Source organism: Acidaminococcus sp. HCP3S3_G9_1, from assembly GCF_052122455.1.
In the GTDB taxonomy this organism is placed as follows: Bacteria; Bacillota; Negativicutes; order Acidaminococcales; family Acidaminococcaceae; genus Acidaminococcus.
The window spans coordinates 1-18506 of sequence record NZ_JBQKCH010000005.1 but is presented as its reverse complement, the minus strand read 5'-3'; the positions used below and the strand labels follow the sequence as shown (position 1 = coordinate 18506).

The following is an 18506-nucleotide window of genomic DNA, read 5'->3' as shown; positions in this document are numbered from 1 at the left end:
AGCGTCTTGCCTCCTTTCTACCCTCCATAGACTATTACGCCCAGAACAGCGGAAGCCAAGATCAGCCCAACGGGTGAAAGCTTCTTTTTCATAGCCCGCTGGTAACCCCTTTTTCCCAAAATCAGGCCAAGAATCACAAAAAGTGCCTGGAACGCCTGTTGGGGCTGCTTCCCTTGGCCGAGGCAATGCTGGAAGGTCATATAGAGGCCAGTCGCCAGCACGATACCCGTCACGCAGGGTTTCATCCCTCGCAAAAGACTCTGGATATATCGGTTGTCCAGCAGGTGATGGAGTATTGCCGTAACCAGAATGATAATCAGGAACGAAGGCAGGACAACGGCGGCTGTCGCGGTGATGGCTCCCAGAAAGCCTCCCTGGCTGCTTCCTACATAAGTCGCCAGATTGACCATAATCGGTCCCGGGGTACTTTCACTGACGGCAATCATATAGGTCAGCATGTCGTCATTCAGCCAGCCGTAGGACAGGACGACGTCCCGGATCAGAGGGATCGCACCATATGCACCTCCGAAGGCAAAACATCCGACTTTCAAAAATCCTGCAAATAAATCCAGATAGATCATTTTCCGCCACCACCTTCTTGATGGGATGGCGCCTGCAGCCTGGAAACTGCCAGACTGATTCCTGCTGCCAGGAGCATCAGCCGGATGGAAGAAATCGGTAGACTAAAGATATCGCTGCAGAGCATGGCCAAACAGGAACCCAGGAGGATGCCCCGTGACAGCCACGTCCTGGCGCCTTTTCTCAGCATCATCATGGCTGCCTCCAAAATCAAAAGCCCCACAGCGATTTTGATTCCCTGGAATGTGGCAGCCAGCAGTTTCCACGTAAAGAAATCATACAGGAACAGCGAAGCGGCCAAAATGACCAGAAAAGGAGGGACGACGATGCCAAAAGTAGCTGCAAAAGCTCCCGCCAATCCGGCCTGCTTATATCCGGTAAAGGTGGCACAGTTGATGGCGATGGGACCGGGCGTGGATTCTGCGATTACGGTAATATCCATCAGTTCCTCATGGGTGATCCAGTTCTTTTCTTCCACACAGCTGTGCTCGATCATGGAAATCATGGCATACCCGCCCCCAAAGGTAAACAGTCCGATTTGGGCAAAAGTCAAAAACAAATCCCTGAGCTGATTCTGGTTCATGCTTTTTTCCCCCGATATTCACATTGGCAGGCTTTTTGCTCACGGTCCACCTGCAGAGAATCCCTCCGCATCTGTTCCACCTGCTCCGCCAGGAAGTCGATGGCTTCTTGGTCCGGCAGATAGTGCATATGATAGCCGTACTTTTCTCCATAGACCAAACCTGCTTCCCTCATGATCTTCAAATGCTGTGAAATGGCCGATTCCGAGATCCCGAACTTTTTGGAAAGAGACCGGACGCAGTGCTTCCTTTCCAAAAGTGCCTGATAGATCTTCAGCCGCATCGGTTCACCCAGTGCTTTCAATATACGGTCAAGTTCCATAATTCCACCTTCTTTGATTTAGTGTTTACTTAAATATAATAGATTATTCTAATTTAGTAAATACTGAATTAAATTTTAATTTCTCTGAAAGGCCGTAAGGTACAGGAGATGTACCCAGATACGCGAAAGCGGGGAATTTTGTTCGTGGCATAGTACAAAGACGTACATGCCACAGTCAAAATCCGTTGCTGACAAAGTAGATGGGTACATATCCCGTGCCTGGGTTATGCGTCGGCGATGTCGGCGATAAGCGCCTCCACCTCCCCCTCCTCCGTACTCCAGGAGGTGCAGAAGCGGACTACCAACCGGCCTTCCTCCAAGGTCCCTTCTTGTTCAAAAACATATTTTTGGGCCAATCTCTCCGCCTGTTCTGGAGTCAGGATCACAAACTGCTGGTTGGTGGGACTGACCACGTATTCAGGAATCCCCTTCTGCCGGAAGGCTTCCCGGATCCGAAGGGCAAAGGCATCCGCCCGGGCAGCCAGTTTGAAATACAGGCCATCCCGGAGCAGAGTATAGAACTGAAGGCCCAGAAGCCAGCCTTTAGCCAGGACGGCTCCGCTCTGTTTCATATGGGCCTTGAACCGGCGGACAGCTTCCGGATGAGTAAGGACCAGCGCTTCCCCAAAGAAGGCGCCGCATTTGGTGCCGCCCAGGTAAAAAGCGTCCGTAAGCTGGGCCATATCCGGCAGGGTCAGGTCATTGTCCGGAGCAGCCAATCCATAGGCCAGCCGGGCTCCGTCTACAAAGAGAGCCATCCCATATTTCCGGCAGACTTCTGAAATGGCGGTAAGTTCCGCTTTGGAATACAGGGTGCCGTATTCAGTGGTGAAAGAAATATAGACCATTGAAGGCCGAGTGAGCCATTCCGGTTCACCGGCATCATAATAGGACCGGACTTCCTGTTCAATCTGGGCGGCGGTGATTTTCCCGTCTTTCTGGGGCAAAGCCAGGATCTTGTGGCCGGTATTTTCGATAGAAGCACATTCATGGCCATTGATGTGACCGGTGGAAGCACAGACCACACTGTCACAGGAGCTCAGAAAGGCCGCGATGGTCACCAGGTTCACCTGGGTGGCTCCTGGGAAGAAATACACTTTGCCCTGGGGACACTGGCACAAGTCCAGGATCATTTTTTCTGCCTTGTCACACCATTCATCGGTACCATAACCGCTGAACTGGGTATCGTTGGTACGGACCAGGGCTTCCAGGATGTTGGGATGGGCCCCGTGGTTGTAGTCATTGTTGAATCGGATCATGATAAGTCCTCCCTGAAAAGATGATTTACCCCTTGATTCTATCATAAATCCAGCCCTTTGTCCTAAATCCCTTAAAAGACGTCGGAACCGGCCCTCACGGGTCTCTCAGAAAGCAGACGTCAGCTTTGTCCGATGCAGATGCAAGTTTCCAGCCTGTCCATAGCCAACAAGCTGACATCCGAACTCTGTAGGCCTCCGGCCGTGTCTGATGTCTTTTTTCTCCCTCGATTTTTTCTCTGAGCACCAGAGTAGGTCAGATGCGCGAATTCAACAAAGCAGATGGGCCCGATTTTCTTCCAGGTGCGAGAGATGTACCCAGATACGCGAAAGCGGGGAATTTGGTTCGTGGCATAGTACATGGACGTACATGCCGCGGACCAAATTCCCCGCTGACAAAGTAGATGGGTGTATATCCCGCGCCTGGGTTATGCGTCAGCCGCTTACTCCCACTCGATAGTCGCCGGCGGCTTGCTGGTAATATCGTAGACCACACGGTTTACCCCGGGGACTTCGTTTACGATTCTTCTGGAAACGATGTCCAGCACGTGGTAGGGAATGTGGGACCAGTCGGAGGTCATGCCATCGGTACTGTTGACGGCACGGAGGGCGATGGTGTTGCTGTAGGTCCGGAAGTCACCCATGACACCGACACTGCGAATGTTGGGGAGACAGGCGAAATACTGCCAGATGGACCGGTCCAGACCGGCTTTGGCGATTTCTTCCCGGAAAATAGCATCGGCTTCCCGGACGATGTGGAGCTTTTCTTCGGTGACTTCGCCCAGGACACGGATGGCCAGGCCAGGACCCGGGAAGGGTTGGCGCCATACCAGTTCAGAGGGAATGCCCAGTTCTTCGCCTACGGCACGGACTTCATCCTTGAACAGTTCCCGGAGGGGTTCGATGAGGCCCAGTTTCATGTCTTTGGGCAGGCCGCCTACATTGTGGTGGCTCTTGATGGTGGCAGAGGTGCCGGTACCTCCGGATTCCACCACGTCAGGATAAATGGTCCCCTGGACCAGGAAGTCCACGTGACCGATCTTTTTGGATTCTTCTTCGAAGACACGGATGAATTCTTCCCCGATGATCTTCCGTTTCTTTTCAGGGTCGCTGACACCTTTCAGTTTGCTGAGGAAACGGTCCTGGGCGTTGACCCGGATCAGGTTCATATCAAAATCCCGTTTGAAGACCTGTTCCACCTGGTCTCCTTCGTCTTTCCGCAGGAGGCCGTGATCCACAAACACGCAGGTGAGCTGCTTGCCCACAGCCTTGTGGACCAGCACGGCGGCCACGGAGGAATCCACACCGCCGCTCATGGCGCAGAGTACGTTCTTGTCCCCTACCTTTTCCCGGATTTCCCGGATCTTGTTCTGGGCGAAGGAGGACATGGTCCAATCCCCGGACAGGTTGCAGATATTGAACAGGAAGTTGGAGAACATCTGCTTCCCAAAGGGAGTGTGCATCACTTCCGGATGGAACTGGACGCCGTAGAGTTTCTTGTCCTCATTCTGCATGGCAGCGATGGGACATTCTTCCGTCTGAGCAATGACCGTAAAGCCTTCCGGGGCTTTTTCCGCATAGTCCTGATGGCTCATCCAGCATACATTGTTCTTTTCCAGACCGGAGAAGAGACGGGTTTCATTGTCAAGGGATACAGCGGTCTTGCCGTATTCCCCGCTGCCGGCATGGGCCACTTTGCCGCCCAGCGCCTTGGTCATGAACTGATCCCCATAGCAGATGCCCAGGACAGGGATGCCCATTTCGAAAACGCCCTCATCCACGCTGGGGGTATTTTCTGCATAGACACTGTTGGGACCGCCGGACAGGATGATGGCCTTGGGATTCTTGGCTTTGATCTTGTCCAGGGTATAATTGTAAGGAATGATTTCGCAGTACACACCGCATTCACGAACTCGTCTGGCAATCAGCTGGCTGTACTGTGCGCCGAAGTCAACAACCAGGACAACCTCATGCTGTAAATTATCCATACTCTGCCTCCCTTTGGTAGTTTGTAATATTTAAAACAGTATACTATAAATCGCCGTTTCTTTCAATTCCAAATCCGATTATTTTTCGTTGGACAGGCCCAATTTTTCGAAAATCAGAAAGGCCAGGCTGGCCAGGATGGCCACCACCGTTGCCAGGCCCATGCCTTTCAGCTGGACGGGCCCGATGTGGACCGCTGCCCCGGAAAGACCGCTGATCATGGTCACGGCTGTGAGGATCAGGTTCTTGGGCTGGGTAAAGTCCACTTTCCGTTCCACCATCATCCGGAGGCCGGACGCTGCAATAAAACCGAACAATAAGATGCAGACGCCCCCCATCACCGGGGTGGGGATCCCGTGGATCACCGCAGCGATCTTCCCGATGAAGGAAAACAGGATGGCGAAAATGGCTGCACCGCCAATGACCCAGGTGCTGTACACCCCGGTAATGGCCATGACCCCCATGTTTTCCCCGTAGGTGGTATTGGGAGTGGAACCCAGGAGCCCGGAGAGCACGTTGGAAAGACCATCCGCCATAAGGGACCGGTGGAGCCCGGGATCCTTGATCAGGTCACGTCCTACAATGTCGCTGGTGACGAACAGATGCCCCAGATGTTCCGCCAGCACCACAAACAGGGCGGGCAGGATCATCATGATGGCGGACACATTGAACCGGGGCTGGTAGAAGGTGGGGAAAGAGAACCAGGCGGCGGTTTCCACCGCAGAGAAGTTCACCACACCCATGAACCAGCTGAGGACGTAGCCGGACACCACCCCGATAAGGATGGGGATGATGGCGATGAATCCCCGGCCCAGGACGGTGCCCAGGATGGTCACAATCAGGGTGAACATGGAAATGGTCATGGCCTGACCGTTGGTCATCCCCTGGACCGGATCCACGAAGCCGCTCATGTTGAGAGCCAGGGGCGCCAGTTCCAGACCGATGATGGCCACAATGGACCCCATGGCCGCGGGCGGAAACAGCACATCGATCCAATCCGTGCCGATTTTCTTTACCATAAGGCCGATCAGGATGAAGCAGAGGCCGAAGGCAATGAAGCCTCCCTGGGCGTCTCCATAGGTCATCCCCGGGGTAGCGCACACCGCCAGCACAGGGGAAATGAAGGCGAAGCTGGAGCCCAGATAGGCCGGGAGCTTCCATTTGCAGATGGTCAGATACAGCAGGGTGCCCACCCCGTTCATAAACAGGGCGGTGGCAGGGTCCACGTGCAGGAGAAAAGGCACCAGTACGGTGGAACCGAACATGGCAAACAGATGCTGCAGGCTCAGAGGGATGGTTTCCAGGACCGGAAGCTTTTCTTCCACGTGGATGATTCGTCGTTCTTCCATGGATCATGACTCCTTTTTTCTTTTCATTTCTTTTATTTTACCATATCCGGCAGGGAAGAAGAAAGGAATGTTGGTACATTCTGGGGGCCGCCCGGCCGGCGGCCCTCCAGGGTTCATACGGTTTTCCCGAAATCTCCGGAAGCTGAAAAAAGGACTGTTGCTTATGCAACAGTCCTTCAAATTTCAATGGTGCCGGGGACCGGAATCGAACCGGTACGGAGATCACTCTCCGAGGGATTTTAAGTCCCTTGCGTCTGCCAGTTCCGCCACCTCGGCGAAAAAGTTAAATTGGAGGCGACGCCCAGAATCGAACTGGGGATAAAGGTTTTGCAGACCTCTGCCTTACCGCTTGGCTACGTCGCCATATGAAAATGGAGCGGAAAACGAGATTCGAACTCGCGACCCCCACCTTGGCAAGGTGATGCTCTACCACTGAGCTACTTCCGCATAAAGAATGGTGCCTCAGCGCAGAATCGAACTGCGGACACAAGGATTTTCAGTCCTTTGCTCTACCAACTGAGCTACCGAGGCAAATTGGCGACCCAGGACGGACTCGAACCGACGATCTCCGCCGTGACAGGGCGGCATTCTAACCAACTGAACTACTGGGCCGTTGTCAGGAAACACCCTCAGGTGCTGCCGACTTGATTAGTATACTGTATAGTAAGGAAAATGTCAAGGATAATTTAAGGCAATGGGAAATAAACTTCGCATTGCCGTCGCCGGTCATCAGTCAACGGCGGTCAGAAGGGACCCGGGCAGCGGATTCCTTCGATTCAGATAAAACCATAGAGAACGCATCCTCCCATGGACAAACAGCGACGGTATCAGGCTGTTTGCTGAGACTAGGGATACCAATTACATGCAAAAAAAAAGACTGCCCCATTTCTGGAGCAGTCTTTTCATTGCTTTTGGAATTATTTCCGCAGGCCCAGTCTTTCTACAATGCTTCTGTACCGTTCGATGTTTTTCTTCATCAGGTAGTTCAGCAGGCCACGGCGCTGACCAACCATTTTCAGCAGGCCGCGACGGGAATGATGGTCCTTCTTGTTGGCTTTCAGGTGTTCGGTCAGATAGCTGATCCGTTCGGTCAGGATGGCGATCTGTACTTCAGGAGACCCGGTGTCCTGTTCGTTGATGCGGTAGGTTTCGATGAGTTCTTTCTTTCTTGCAGGCGTTAACATTGTTCTTTTCCTCCTTAGTCATAGAAAAGCCCGTGGCTGCAGCTGGCGTCGGAGTGTCGCGCAGCAGCGCCAAGGTTCAAAGAATTGTGCTCTTCCAGCACGTTGGCATTATAACATACTTTACAGTTTGGTGCAAGGGAAAAGGAAGGGCCATCAGGACCCTTGCGACAGCAGATACACGCAGTACTGATTCATGCTGACTCCTTCTTCTTTGGCGTGTTCGGCCAGACGGCGGTGCAGGCTTTTGGGGATCCGCAGCTTAAACTGTCCGGAATATCCATTGGCAGATACCGGTTCTGCAATCTCCACTCCGCTTTCCAAGGCTGCGGCCAGCCACTCCTTCTTCGCATCTTCAGCATTTTTGGCAGCCTCTTCCATGGAATCACCGACCGTGATGCATCCCGGCAAATCCGGATAACGGGCCACATATCCCCCCTCATCCGGATCCGGAACGATTTCCAGCCGATAAGGAAGTGCCATATAATATTCAATCGTTTTCATTTCCAGCTTCCTCCTCCACCACCTGTCGGACCATCTCGACATATACTTTTTTGATGGGTTCATGTTTGGGGATAGTAATGGGGTTTTTCCCAGGTTTCCTGAAAGTATAATGGCTGCTTCCGCCTCTGGGTGCACTCATTACGTACCCATAACTCTCCAATATTTTTCTTAGTTCATCAAACCTCATGTCTTTTGATAAAGTGAGTATTTTTTTCAGCAATTTTTCCCATTTAGACATATCGTTCCTGCCTTTAGTATAATTGACACCATATATGGTGTCAATATCTTGTTTCCTGTTGTGTACTGTCCAACGTTTTCCCTGATATTACATAGTATGTATTTTACTATATTTGTAGAATATTTCAACTTTTTATAGTGAAGCTAAAAAAGACGTCAGCCTGTTAGCAGTCAGCAGAGGATCCCTGCTTTCCATACCGAACAAATCTGACGTCTGCCATCTCAAGGCCCTCAGGCCACATTTGACTTTTTCTTATATTCCCTGCCGCACCAGGCTTTCTGCGGTGCATACGGCGGCAATGGCCGGGTCGATTACCGGGACCCCCAGTTTTTCACTAAGGGGCCTGGCCAGTCCCAAAAAGGACAGGCAGCCCAGGATCAGACACTGGACTCCTTGTTCCCTGATCAGCCTTTTTCCCTCTTCCACCAACTGGGCAAAGGCTTCTTCCCGATTGTCCCAGATGGATTTTCCCTGGAAATGGATGGCTCCGATGGCTTTGATCCGTCCAGGACCGATGCCCAAGGTAGGCAGGAACAGTTCTTTTTCCCCGATCCGGGCGGGATCACTGAGGATGACTCCCGACTGCCTGGCCACCAGGGGCGCCTGGAGCACCGAAGCCTGGGCTCCGCCCACCACTGGGATTCGGAGCCGTTCCCGGCAGGCTTCAGCCGCCGGATCAGAAAAGCAGTACAGCACCACAGCGTCACACCCATCCTGTTCCGCCTGTTTGGCCAGTTCCAGGATTTCCGGACCGGCCAGGACCACATCCGCCGCACTGTTGATTTCCACTTTTGTTTGGGTGAGACAGACCATGGACAGTTCCACATCGGGCCCCACAAACTGCTGGAGGATGCTGCAGCGCTGGGCCATGGCCTCTTCCCCCACCCCATAATCCGGATTGATGATACGGATTTTCATAGGCACCTCAGGACAGGATCTTGGACAGGAATTTCTGGGCCCGTTCCGATTTGGGATGAGCGAAGAATTCCGCCGGCGGGGCGCTTTCCACCAGATAGCCCCCATCCATGAAATGGATCATGTCGGATACATCCCGGGCAAAGCCCATTTCGTGGGTCACCAGTACCATGGTAATGCCGCTCTGGGCCAGTTCCCGGATCACGTCCAGCACCTCTTTCACCATTTCCGGATCCAGGGCGGACGTAGGTTCATCCAGGAGCAGCACATCCGGATGCATGGCCATGGCCCGGGCGATGGCCACCCGCTGCTGCTGGCCCCCGGAAAGCCGGCTGGGATATTCTCCTGCCTTGTCAGCCAGCCCAACTTTGGCCAAGAGTTCCCGGCCATCTTTTTCTGCTTCTTCCCGGCTTTTCCCATTGACCACCATGGGGGCATAGGTCACGTTCCGGAGTACGGTCATGTTTTTGAACAGGTTGAAATGCTGGAACACCATCACTTCTTTTTTCCGGATGTCCGCAATCTTTATCCCCGGTGCCAGAATGTCCTGACCTTCGAAGATGATCTTTCCCCCATCAGGTTTTTCCAGCAGGTTCAGACACCGGAGCAGGGTGGATTTTCCACTGCCGGAAGGACCGATGATGGTCACCACCTGTCCCCGCTCCACCTCCAGGCTGATGTCCTTCAGGACTTCCAGACTGCCGAAATGTTTGGCCACATGTTCTACTTGGATAATGTTGTCAGTCACTGATACGCACCTTCTTTTCAAAATAGGCACCGATAAAGGTGAGGATCATGACCAGCACATAATATACGGCAGCCGCTACTATAAAGGCTTCAAAAGCCCGGAACGTCTTGGCCTGGATTAAATCCGCCCAACGAAGGGTATCAGCGACCCCGATGACGGACACCAGGCTGGAATCTTTCAACAGCGCAATGCTCTCATTGATCAGCGCCGGGAAGGTGTTCTTGATGGCCTGGGGTAAAATCACATCCAGGATGAACCGATGCTTGGGCACCCCCAGGGAAAGGGCCGCTTCCCACTGGCCCTTGTCCACCGAAAGGATCCCGCCCCGGAGGGCTTCAGAAATATATGCGGCGGAATTCAGCCCAAAGGACAGCACCCCGGCTTGAAGTGCTGTAATGTTGTATCCCGTAAGCTGGGGCGTGGCAAAATAAATCAACATCAGCTGCACCAGAAGCGGTGTTCCCCGAAAAACTGAAATATAAAACCGTGCCAGAGGGGCAAATACTCTGTTCCGGGAGATGGTAATGAGAGCCAGGATAAAGCCCCCGATAAATCCCAGGAAAGTAGAGAAAAACGTGAATTTCAACGTAACCCACACTGCGCTTTCCAGTAGTGGCAGGTAGGGCATGAGAACAGAAAATTTAAACATAGGATTCGCTTCTCTTTTCAGATTAGATTACTGTTTAGCCACATCCAGTTTGGCTTCCGCCGTTTCATATTGTTTGGCAGCGTCTTCACCCAAGTATTTCACCAGGATTTTGTGGAATTCTCCATTGGATTTCATTTCCTTCAGGATATCGTTGATTTTGCCGATATCCTTGGAATCTTTGGGCAGAGCAATAGCAAAGGTATCATCGTTGACTACCGGCAGATCCAGGATGGCCATTTCCAGTTCAGGATTTTCCTTGACGAATACAGAAGCCTGGGCAGAATCAAAGAGCCCGGCATCGAGACGGCTGTTCTTGATATCCTGGACCACCAGCGGAGTATTGTCCAGTTCTGTCACTTCGATGCCCCCTGCTTCCTTCAGTTCTTTTACATAAGTGGTGCCCATGGAAGCCCCGGCTTTCTTTCCCTTCAGATCAGCCAGAGATTTGTAGCCAGCCCCCTTCTTGAAAATCAGTGCCTTCATGGGGAAATAATAAGGTTTGGAGAAAGAAACCACTTCTTTCCGTTGGGCCGTGGGAGAAATCCCGGAAATGATCATGTCCGCCCGGCCGCTTTGGAGAGTAGGCACCAGGGAAGCAAATTTCATATCCTGGAATTCCACGGTTTTCCCCAGTTTTTTCCCGATATACTGGGCAATTTCGATATCAATGCCGGTATAGTCCTTTGTGCCTTCCTTAACACTTTCAAAAGGCGGAAAAGTGGCATTAATGGCTACCACCAGCTTTTTGCCGTCTCCCCCAGTTTTTCCTGCCTCTTTCTTGGCATCATTTCCCCCGCATCCGGCAAGAGCCAGCAGGCAAAAGGCTCCCGCCAGTACACAGGCAATCTTTTTGGTCAGTCTGTTGGTCATCATCATTCATACTTCCTTTCTTTTAAAAACTCTCTCCCTTGGCATATTCCGGAAATCCGTTCTGGGAAAGATAGTATCGTGCCACCTGTTCATCGGTAGCAATCCAGGCCCCATGATCTTTGGCATACCGGATAAATTCCCGCAGCGCACGGACATACTGGGGATGGCCAATGAACTGAGGATGCATGACAAAATTCATCATCCGTCCTTCTTCCGCCAGTCCGTCCAGTTCATCCATCCAGATTCCCACCATTTCCCGTCCGCTTCGCAGGAAATAATGTTCCGGATGCTGAAGGGTATACATGTCATAGGAGGTATCATCCACAATGCCATCTTTTGGCAGTTCCACAATGGGAATGGTCTTTCCGTTCAGTTTGTGAAGAAAAGGCCCGTCATTGTCCCGCCAGTTGGAGGAATAGATATACCCCCGGTCCAGCCACAGCTGCAGGTGGAAGTCATATACGTATCCATCCGGGCCCCGGTTCCCCATAGGCCGTCTGCCGGTAATTTCCCTCAGGATGTTTTCCGCTTTTTCCATCAGGGCATTTTCTTTTTCGTAAGTGTCACAAACTTCATGAAGGTACCCATGATAGGAAACTTCATGCCCCAGTTCTGCAATAGTACGGATTACATCAGGATGATGCTCGGCAGTCCAGGCCGGAGTGAAGAAAGTGGCCTTCACTCCTTCACTTTCCAGCAGCCGGAGGATCCGGGGAATCCCCTGCTTGACGGAATAGCGTCCCCGGGACAAATGAACCGGGTGATGCACATTGACAGGATTCCGGGTCAGCCAGAGGGTTTCCGCATCAATATCAAAGGAAAGGCACAGGGCCAGCCGTTTTCCATGAGGCCATTTCATTGGCAGGCACCTTCTTTCTGTTCATAAAAATCCCTTACATATTGGGCCACTTCCTGACAGGAAGCAATCCAGGCTCCGTTTTGCTCCATGTACAGGACCAGCTGTTCCAGCATCCGGATCCGTCCGCTCCGGCCAATCAGCTGGGGATGGAGTTTCAGGACCATCACTTTGTCTCCCTCGCTGGCCAGTTCATCAAAATAATCTTTCCAAATCCCGTAAACATAATCATTGGGATAAGTGCAGGTAATGGTGGCCTCATCTGCATAGGAGAAGTAATAATAAGAAAAGTCGTCAATTCCCGGTTCTGTAGGCAGTTCGATGACCGGAGTCCGGGGGCCGCATTCCTGAGGAATGTAAGGCCAGTCGCAGTCCTTTAATGTGGAATCGTAAAGATATCCTCTTTCCTGAAGAAGTGCCATGCTGCATTCCTGAAGCACATCCAAAGGCCCCCGGTGTCCTGCCGGTTTGTGACCGCACAGCTTTTCGATCAGGGCTTCACTTTTTTCCATATTGGACCGTTCTTCATCAGCAGACAGACCAAGGGTGCTCTCATGCTCATACCCATGGTATCCGATTTCCAACCCTCTGTCGGCAATTTTCTTCACCGCATCCGGATATTCTTCGATGATCTTCCCGGGAATGAAGAACGTGGCAGGCAGATGCTGCCGGTCCAGCAGAGCCAGGCACCGGTCCAGGCCTTCGTGAGGGCCGTACTGGCCCCGGGAAAAGTCAGAGAATCCGATGGTTTTCTTCCCGATGACGGAATGACGCAACAGTTCCGCGTCAAAATCAAAAGTCAGCATGACGGCGATCCGCTTGCCTCCCGGCCACTGGATCCCATCCCCGTTTTTCAAAGCAATCAATAATTTCACCTTCCGTGCCATAGTATAGGATTCTGATTGGAATAAAGGTTATTATAGCACATATAAGATAACGTTGTGCATATTTTTTCACTGATTATGAATACATATAATTTCATGTATCATTTGTTACAAAAAAAAAGAAGCTGCCTGCTTGTTACGCAGACAGCTTCCTGATTTCTCTCTTACAGAGCAGCCTTGGCAGTTTCCACCAGTTTGGCGAAAGCAGCGGCATCGTTTACAGCCATGTCGGCCAGGACTTTCCGGTCCAGCACAACGCCAGCTTTGGTCAGGCCGCAGATGAAACGGCTGTAGCTCAGGCCGTTGGCCCGGGTAGCAGCGTTGATCCGGGCGATCCACAGCTGACGGAATTCGCGTTTCTTGGCTCTTCTGTCACGACGGGCATACATCAGGCCCTTCATGACGGTTTCATTGGCTTTTTTGAACAGCTTGCTCTTGGAACCTCTGTAGCCTTTGGCCAGCTTCAGGATATGTTTATGACGTCTATGGGCAGTTACGCCGACTTTAATTCTTGCCATTGTTTATTTCCTCCTTGGAATCTCTGAAATCTCTCAAACAGTGAAATTATGCGTACGGCAGCATCTTGGCTACACGTTCGTGGTCGGTCTTGTGGACCAGACCCGCTTTACGCAGGTTTCTCTTACGGGTAGGAGATTTGTGTTCCAGGATGTGGCTCCGGAAAGCTTTACCACGTTTGAATTCACCGGTAGCGGTGGCTTTGAAGCGTTTAGCAGCAGATCTGCGGGTTTTCATTTTCGGCATGATTGGACATCCTCCTTGTTATTTGGCACTTTTGGGAGCAACGATCATGATCATGTTGCGTCCTTCCAGCTTCGGCTTTCTTTCCACAGTGGCAATCTCCTGCAGTTGGTCAGCCATTCTATTCAGTAATTGTTCACCCAGTTCCGGATGGGTCATTTCCCGGCCCCGGAACATGATGGTAACTTTTACCTTGTCACCGCCCTGTAAGAAGCGGATGGCATTCTTGGTCTTTACTTCGAAATCGTGGTCTTCGATGCGGATCCGGAGTTTGACTTCCTTCACATCGATGATTCTCTGGCGCTTCCGGGCCTCTTTTTCTCTCTTCTGCTGTTCATAGAGATACTTGCCGTAATCCATGATCCGGCAGACCGGGGGTTTGGCCTTGGGAGCGATTTCCACCAGGTCCAGATGCTTTTCTTCGGCCAGGTGCAGGGCATCATGGAGAGACATGATTCCAAACTGTTCCCCGTCCGCAGAATTTACACGAACTTCTCTTGCGCGGATGGCTTCATTGATCCGCAGTTCATCTTTTGCTATGACGTTCACCTCCAATAGGTTAGACAGACAATAAAATAAAAACGGGCGAACCAAAGTCCACCCGTTGCAAATCCGTATCACTGACCCTGTCGAGCGTTGCCGCAAGGTGAGAAGCAGGTGGCCTCTACTTTGGTTACTTGATTATTATACCACAGGGATATTATTTTGCAAGCTTTTTTACATCATCTGCCGGAATTTCTCAATGGGCAGCAGCCGGTAGAGCACCATGCAGATCACCAGATCCGGCAGCAGATAGGAACCGTTGGCCACCAGGGAATAGACTGCCGGGGACATGGTGGCCGGCGCATAGCTGGCAAAGAACACCACCCCGGAAAGGAAATGGAACAGATACCGGACGGCCACCCCCACGGCCATGCCCAGATAGGGCCGCTGAGGGAAGAATCCGCACAGCCCCAGGGCCATGAAAGGCAGAGGATAATCCAGGAGCACCTGGACCGGATGGAGGATGTAGGGGTTCAGCAGCAGGTTCAGCAGCCCGTACACGAACCCGGCCATGATCCCCACCCGGGGGCCGTACACAAAGGCTATGAGCATCATGGGCAGCATACCTCCCAGGGTAATGGTGCCTCCGTAGGGCATCCGGTAAAGGGGCAGCAGGCTCAGCACCAGGGTCAGGGCCAGGAGCAGGCCGCAGACAGTGGCCTGGTGAGTGGTGATCTTCATTGGCCGTCCCTCTCTTCTCTTGCCTGGCGCATCAGGGCGATTTCCGCCTGGTAGCCGGCCAGTTCATTGGGGGTCTCCAGGATAAAGGGCAGGTCCCGGAGGGCCGGATGATTCACCACGTTTTTCAGGGTTTCCAGTCCGATGCATCCCAGGCCCAGCTTTTCGTGCCGGTCCTTGTGGGCTCCCAGGGGATTTTTGCTGTCGTTGAGATGGATGGCTTTCAGCCGGTCCAGCCCAAGGGTCCGGTCGAATTCTTCCAGTACTCCGTCCAGATTAGAAGCGATGTCATACCCTCCGTCCCACACATGGCAGGTATCCAGGCACACCCCCACTTTTTCCGGATGGTCCAGCCGGTCGATGATGGCCCGGAGTTCTCCGAAGGTCCGGCCCACTTCCGTCCCCTTCCCGGCCATGGTTTCCAGGAGCAGGGTGGTGGAAAGATCCGGATCCAGCACGGCGTTCAGGCACTGGGCAATGAGAGCGATGCCTGTTTCCGACCCCTGTCCCAGGTGGTTTCCCGGGTGCATGTTGTAATAGTTCCCGGGCACCGCCTCCAGCTTTCTCAAATCATCGGCGATGGTTTCCCGGGCAAAAGTCCGCACATCCTCCTTGGAAGAAGCCGGATTCAGGGTATAGGGAGCGTGGGCCACCAGAGGGATGGTCCGGTTGAGCTCCCAGAGGGCCTGGAATTTTTCCACATCTTTGGGATCGATTTCCTTGGCTTTGCTGCCCCGGGGATTCCGGGTAAAAAAGGCAAAGGTATCCGCCCCGATGGAAAGAGCCGTCTTCCCCATGGCGGCGAATCCTTTGCTGGAGGACAAATGGCATCCAATATGAAGCATCCTGTATGTACTTCCTTTCGTTTATTTCACGTGGCTTGCAAAATCAAAGGGCAGTTCGATGATGTACCGCATGCCCCGGCCTTCCGCATTGTCCGCCCGGATCTGTCCCCCCATCAGGGTCACCAGACGCTGGGTCACCACCAGGCCCAGGCCTCCGTGGACTTTGGCGCTGCCCACCTGCCGGGTCAGTTCAAAAGGCAGGAAGGCTTTCTCCACCATTTCCTGGGGCACCCTCATGCCGGCGCAGAGCACGGTGAATTCCATGGCAACTTTTTTGTTCTTCACCAGTTTCTGCCGTACGGCGCAAAGGACTTTCTGTCCCCGGTCCGTAAACAGCAGAGCATGGGTGAGCAGGTTCAGCAGTACCTGTTCCAGCCGTTTTTCGTCCCCGATCAGGTTGGGATACAAGAGAGGTTCCACGGTGCAGTCGTAGGTGATGTCCCGTTTCTCCCCTTCTTTCTGGAACAGCTGGTTCAGTTTGGTCAATGTCTCATCCACATTGAATTCCTCGCTGCGGATTTCCAGGGTGCCGTTTTCGATGTCGGACAGTTCCTTTACGTCTTCGATCATGGTCATGAGATAACGGGCTTCCTGCTGGCTTTCGTCCAGATAATCCTTCCGCCGTCCCGGATCCATTTCCTCCCGGGTGAGGCTGAGATTCCCCATAATGTCCCGGAGAGCTTCCCGGGTATCCTGGCTGAACCGGTTGAGGAATTCCGTTTTGGCCTGGGCGGCCTTCCGGGCTTCGTTCATGTCCAGGCTCAGCTGGGCCCGTTTTTCCATTTCTGCAGACCGGCTGTCATCCACATCCCGCTTCAGCAGCAGGCAGCTGCGGCTGTGGATTTTGTCATTCTTGACTCCCTGGAACAGGAAGGCCTTCCAATGGAAAGTACCGTCGGCGCCTTTTTCCCGGGCAATGAATTCCACCGGAGAGCAGGTCTTCATGGCCTTTTCGATGGCCCCTTTGATATAGTCTTCGTTGTATTTCAGGCCGTCGCTGGGATGGAGGGGTCCGATCAGGTCCCCGATTCCCTCAATGTCCCGCTGGTCGATTTTCAGGTCTCCGTCCACGAAATGATACCGGTAGGCCTTCTGCTTCTTCCAGTCCACATCTTCCAGACTGTCATAGGTATCACAGAGATGGGCGATCATCCGGCCGATCCGGTAGCGGATCTTCCGTTCCCGGCGCACCTGGTGGGTGCGGAACCGGTAGGCGATCAGCAGCAGGACCAGAAGGCCCAGCAGGACTTCCGCCCCGGTTTTCAGCATGGGTGCGGTGGGAAGAGTTCCCGCGGCACCGGTGAGGAAATTTTTCCAAACGGCGATCTGACTGGTCAGGGTATTGATGATTTCCATAATCCACGCTCCTTGCCCTTACTGTTGGAGCTGCTGACGGAGATAGGCTTCCGCCGCCTGCAGCTGGTTGCTTCCTTCTTCATCGGCGGCTTCCACCACCTGGTCCGGCTCGATGCCCACCTTGTCGATGCTCCGGCCGCTGGGGGTATAATACCGGGCCACGGTCAGCTTCACGGCGGTTTTGTTGCTCAGGAGGAAAATATTCTGGACCACACCCTTGCCATAGGTCTTCACCCCGAAGATCTTCCCGGATCCGGTATCCTGGATGGCGCCGGAGACGATTTCCGCCGCACTGGCGGTGCCATGGTTCACCAATACCGCCAGGGGGAAGTCCACTTTTTCCAGTGAAGAGGATTCGGTCTGGGTGTTCCCGTCCTTGTCTGTGACGGACACAATGGGACCTTTGGGCACCAGGTACCGGGCCACTTCCACACCGCTTTCCAGAAGGCCTCCCGGGTTGTCCCGAAGATCCAGTACCAGGGCCTTCATCCCCTTGTCCCGGAGATCCTGGAGGCTGGCACCGAAGTCTTTGCCTGTATCCTCGTTGAAATTGGTCACCCGGATATACCCGATGCCGTTTTCATCCATCCGGCTGTACACGCTTTTCAGCTTGATGTCGCTGCGGGTAACGGTTACATCCCGGGGTTCCTCCTCTCCCCGTTTCAGGGTCAGGGTCACCTGGGATCCGTCCTGACCCCGGATCTTTTTCACCACCTGGTTCAGAGTCTGGCCGGACAGGTCTTCTCCGTCGATTTTCAGCAGGATGTCCCCGGCTTTGATGCCGGCCTTGTAGGCAGGGGTGTCCTCAATGGGAGCCACCACCACGAACTGGCTGTCCTTTTTCTGGCCCATGACCATGCCCACCCCGCCGAAATGGCCTTCGGTCATGGTGGACAGGGCCTGGAAGTCCTGGTTGTCCAGGTAGGTGGAATAGGGATCGTTCAGGACCCCCACCATGCCTTTGAGCGCCCCGTCATAAATGGCTTTCCGATCGGTTTCCCCTACATAATGTTCCTGGATCAGGTGCATGGTCCGGACGATCTGGAAAAGGGCTCCCGGGTCTCCGATCCAGTTTTTCATCAGATAATAGGTCCCGCCGCTGAACACACCCAGGGACAGGAAGAATACCCCCAGCATCTGGGGGGCTGTATAGCGTTTTTTGAACATAGTTTGCCTCTGTGGGATGCTGCCCGGCAGCATCCCTGTCACTGGTCACTGGTCAATTGTCACTGGCCGCTGGAAGGCAAACGCCGGGCATTTGCCACCGAATGCAGAAATTTTCTCTGCTCTTTACTCTATACTGTACCCATAAGTGTGGACACTTTTTAAGAGTAGCACCTGCCCACAAAATTGGACAGGCTACAATTTGAATCCTTTAAAATTGGCGTGCTCATTTTTGGACCCAAC

General features: G+C 53.1%; 22 protein-coding genes and 5 tRNA genes. All 27 read right to left on the bottom strand.

From position 1 onward, the window contains the following. Window positions 1–17: 17 nt before the first annotated feature. The gene (locus ACTQY1_RS04660) at window positions 18–581 is read right to left on the bottom strand and encodes a chromate transporter (RefSeq protein ID WP_022487076.1); all 564 of its coding nucleotides are present in this window, start codon (window positions 579–581) and stop codon (window positions 18–20) included. Continuing rightward, entirely contained in the window at window positions 578–1162 is a 585-nt protein-coding gene (locus ACTQY1_RS04655; protein ID WP_441373864.1) for a chromate transporter, read from the bottom strand. The genes ACTQY1_RS04660 and ACTQY1_RS04655 overlap by 4 nt, the downstream gene beginning before the upstream one ends. Next, window positions 1159–1482 (bottom strand): ArsR/SmtB family transcription factor, encoded by a 324-nt coding sequence (locus ACTQY1_RS04650; protein WP_022487074.1) that lies wholly within the window; start codon window positions 1480–1482, stop codon window positions 1159–1161. Before ACTQY1_RS04650 ends, ACTQY1_RS04655 begins: the two co-directional genes overlap by 4 nt. A 224-nt stretch (window positions 1483–1706) precedes the next feature. Further along, complete coding sequence (locus tag ACTQY1_RS04645; RefSeq protein WP_441373863.1) at window positions 1707–2741, bottom strand: threonine aldolase family protein; 1035 nt, start codon at window positions 2739–2741, stop codon at window positions 1707–1709. 440 nt (window positions 2742–3181) lie between these two features. Further along, window positions 3182–4726 (bottom strand): glutamine-hydrolyzing GMP synthase, encoded by a 1545-nt coding sequence (gene guaA / locus ACTQY1_RS04640; RefSeq protein WP_022487072.1) that lies wholly within the window; start codon window positions 4724–4726, stop codon window positions 3182–3184. A 78-nt stretch (window positions 4727–4804) separates the two neighbouring features. Then, window positions 4805–6073 carry a uracil permease gene (gene uraA / locus ACTQY1_RS04635; RefSeq protein WP_441373862.1) on the bottom strand — a complete coding sequence of 423 codons (1269 nt, stop codon included), beginning with the start codon at window positions 6071–6073 and terminating at the stop codon, window positions 4805–4807. A gap of 187 nt (window positions 6074–6260) precedes the next feature. Next, window positions 6261–6349, bottom strand: a tRNA-Leu gene (locus ACTQY1_RS04630). Window positions 6350–6362: 13 nt separating this feature from the next. After that, window positions 6363–6436: transfer RNA gene (locus ACTQY1_RS04625), tRNA-Cys, on the bottom strand. Between the two features lie 9 nt (window positions 6437–6445). Next, window positions 6446–6520: transfer RNA gene (locus ACTQY1_RS04620), tRNA-Gly, on the bottom strand. A gap of 8 nt (window positions 6521–6528) precedes the next feature. After that, a tRNA-Phe gene (locus ACTQY1_RS04615) sits at window positions 6529–6604 on the bottom strand. A 4-nt stretch (window positions 6605–6608) separates the two neighbouring features. Next, window positions 6609–6685 (bottom strand) — tRNA-Asp (locus ACTQY1_RS04610). Window positions 6686–6990: 305 nt separating this feature from the next. Then, window positions 6991–7257, bottom strand: a complete 267-nt coding sequence (gene rpsO, locus ACTQY1_RS04605; RefSeq protein ID WP_012938052.1) for a 30S ribosomal protein S15 — start codon at window positions 7255–7257, stop codon at window positions 6991–6993. 153 nt (window positions 7258–7410) lie between these two features. Then, on the bottom strand, window positions 7411–7758 hold the full coding sequence (locus tag ACTQY1_RS04600; RefSeq protein ID WP_022488389.1) for a toxin-antitoxin system HicB family antitoxin: 348 nt from the start codon (window positions 7756–7758) through the stop codon (window positions 7411–7413). Then, window positions 7745–7996, bottom strand: coding sequence for a type II toxin-antitoxin system HicA family toxin (locus ACTQY1_RS04595; protein ID WP_303225773.1), 252 nt, complete (start codon window positions 7994–7996; stop codon window positions 7745–7747). The genes ACTQY1_RS04600 and ACTQY1_RS04595 overlap by 14 nt, the downstream gene beginning before the upstream one ends. A gap of 252 nt (window positions 7997–8248) precedes the next feature. Beyond that, complete coding sequence (locus tag ACTQY1_RS04590) at window positions 8249–8914, bottom strand: aspartate/glutamate racemase family protein (RefSeq protein ID WP_022488387.1); 666 nt, start codon at window positions 8912–8914, stop codon at window positions 8249–8251. A gap of 7 nt (window positions 8915–8921) precedes the next feature. After that, window positions 8922–9647, bottom strand: coding sequence for an amino acid ABC transporter ATP-binding protein (locus ACTQY1_RS04585; protein WP_369678691.1), 726 nt, complete (start codon window positions 9645–9647; stop codon window positions 8922–8924). Between the two features lie 4 nt (window positions 9648–9651). Next, a complete protein-coding gene (locus ACTQY1_RS04580; RefSeq protein ID WP_022488385.1) occupies window positions 9652–10308 on the bottom strand; it encodes an amino acid ABC transporter permease in 657 nt (218 codons plus the stop codon). A 27-nt stretch (window positions 10309–10335) separates the two neighbouring features. Beyond that, window positions 10336–11181: a substrate-binding periplasmic protein gene (locus tag ACTQY1_RS04575; protein ID WP_022488384.1), complete on the bottom strand. Its 846-nt coding sequence runs from the start codon at window positions 11179–11181 to the stop codon at window positions 10336–10338. Window positions 11182–11200: 19 nt separating this feature from the next. Further along, window positions 11201–12037: a polysaccharide deacetylase family protein gene (locus ACTQY1_RS04570; RefSeq protein ID WP_441373861.1), complete on the bottom strand. Its 837-nt coding sequence runs from the start codon at window positions 12035–12037 to the stop codon at window positions 11201–11203. Next, on the bottom strand, window positions 12034–12900 hold the full coding sequence (locus ACTQY1_RS04565; RefSeq protein ID WP_288174959.1) for a polysaccharide deacetylase family protein: 867 nt from the start codon (window positions 12898–12900) through the stop codon (window positions 12034–12036). Before ACTQY1_RS04565 ends, ACTQY1_RS04570 begins: the two co-directional genes overlap by 4 nt. Window positions 12901–13082: 182 nt before the next feature. Next, the gene (gene rplT / locus ACTQY1_RS04560) at window positions 13083–13436 is read right to left on the bottom strand and encodes a 50S ribosomal protein L20 (RefSeq protein ID WP_022488381.1); all 354 of its coding nucleotides are present in this window, start codon (window positions 13434–13436) and stop codon (window positions 13083–13085) included. A gap of 46 nt (window positions 13437–13482) precedes the next feature. Continuing rightward, entirely contained in the window at window positions 13483–13680 is a 198-nt protein-coding gene (rpmI, locus tag ACTQY1_RS04555; protein ID WP_022488380.1) for a 50S ribosomal protein L35, read from the bottom strand. Between the two features lie 18 nt (window positions 13681–13698). After that, window positions 13699–14232: a translation initiation factor IF-3 gene (gene infC, locus ACTQY1_RS04550; protein ID WP_154487927.1), complete on the bottom strand. Its 534-nt coding sequence runs from the start codon at window positions 14230–14232 to the stop codon at window positions 13699–13701. Window positions 14233–14394: 162 nt separating this feature from the next. Then, window positions 14395–14901, bottom strand: coding sequence for an energy-coupled thiamine transporter ThiT (gene thiT, locus ACTQY1_RS04545; RefSeq protein WP_022488378.1), 507 nt, complete (start codon window positions 14899–14901; stop codon window positions 14395–14397). Then, the gene (locus tag ACTQY1_RS04540; RefSeq protein WP_441373860.1) at window positions 14898–15743 is read right to left on the bottom strand and encodes a deoxyribonuclease IV; all 846 of its coding nucleotides are present in this window, start codon (window positions 15741–15743) and stop codon (window positions 14898–14900) included. Before ACTQY1_RS04540 ends, thiT begins: the two co-directional genes overlap by 4 nt. Before the next feature lie 21 nt (window positions 15744–15764). Continuing rightward, window positions 15765–17099, bottom strand: a complete 1335-nt coding sequence (locus tag ACTQY1_RS04535; RefSeq protein WP_441373859.1) for a sensor histidine kinase — start codon at window positions 17097–17099, stop codon at window positions 15765–15767. Window positions 17100–17117: 18 nt separating this feature from the next. Then, entirely contained in the window at window positions 17118–18266 is a 1149-nt protein-coding gene (locus ACTQY1_RS04530) for a S41 family peptidase (RefSeq protein WP_022488375.1), read from the bottom strand. Window positions 18267–18506: the final 240 nt, after the last annotated feature.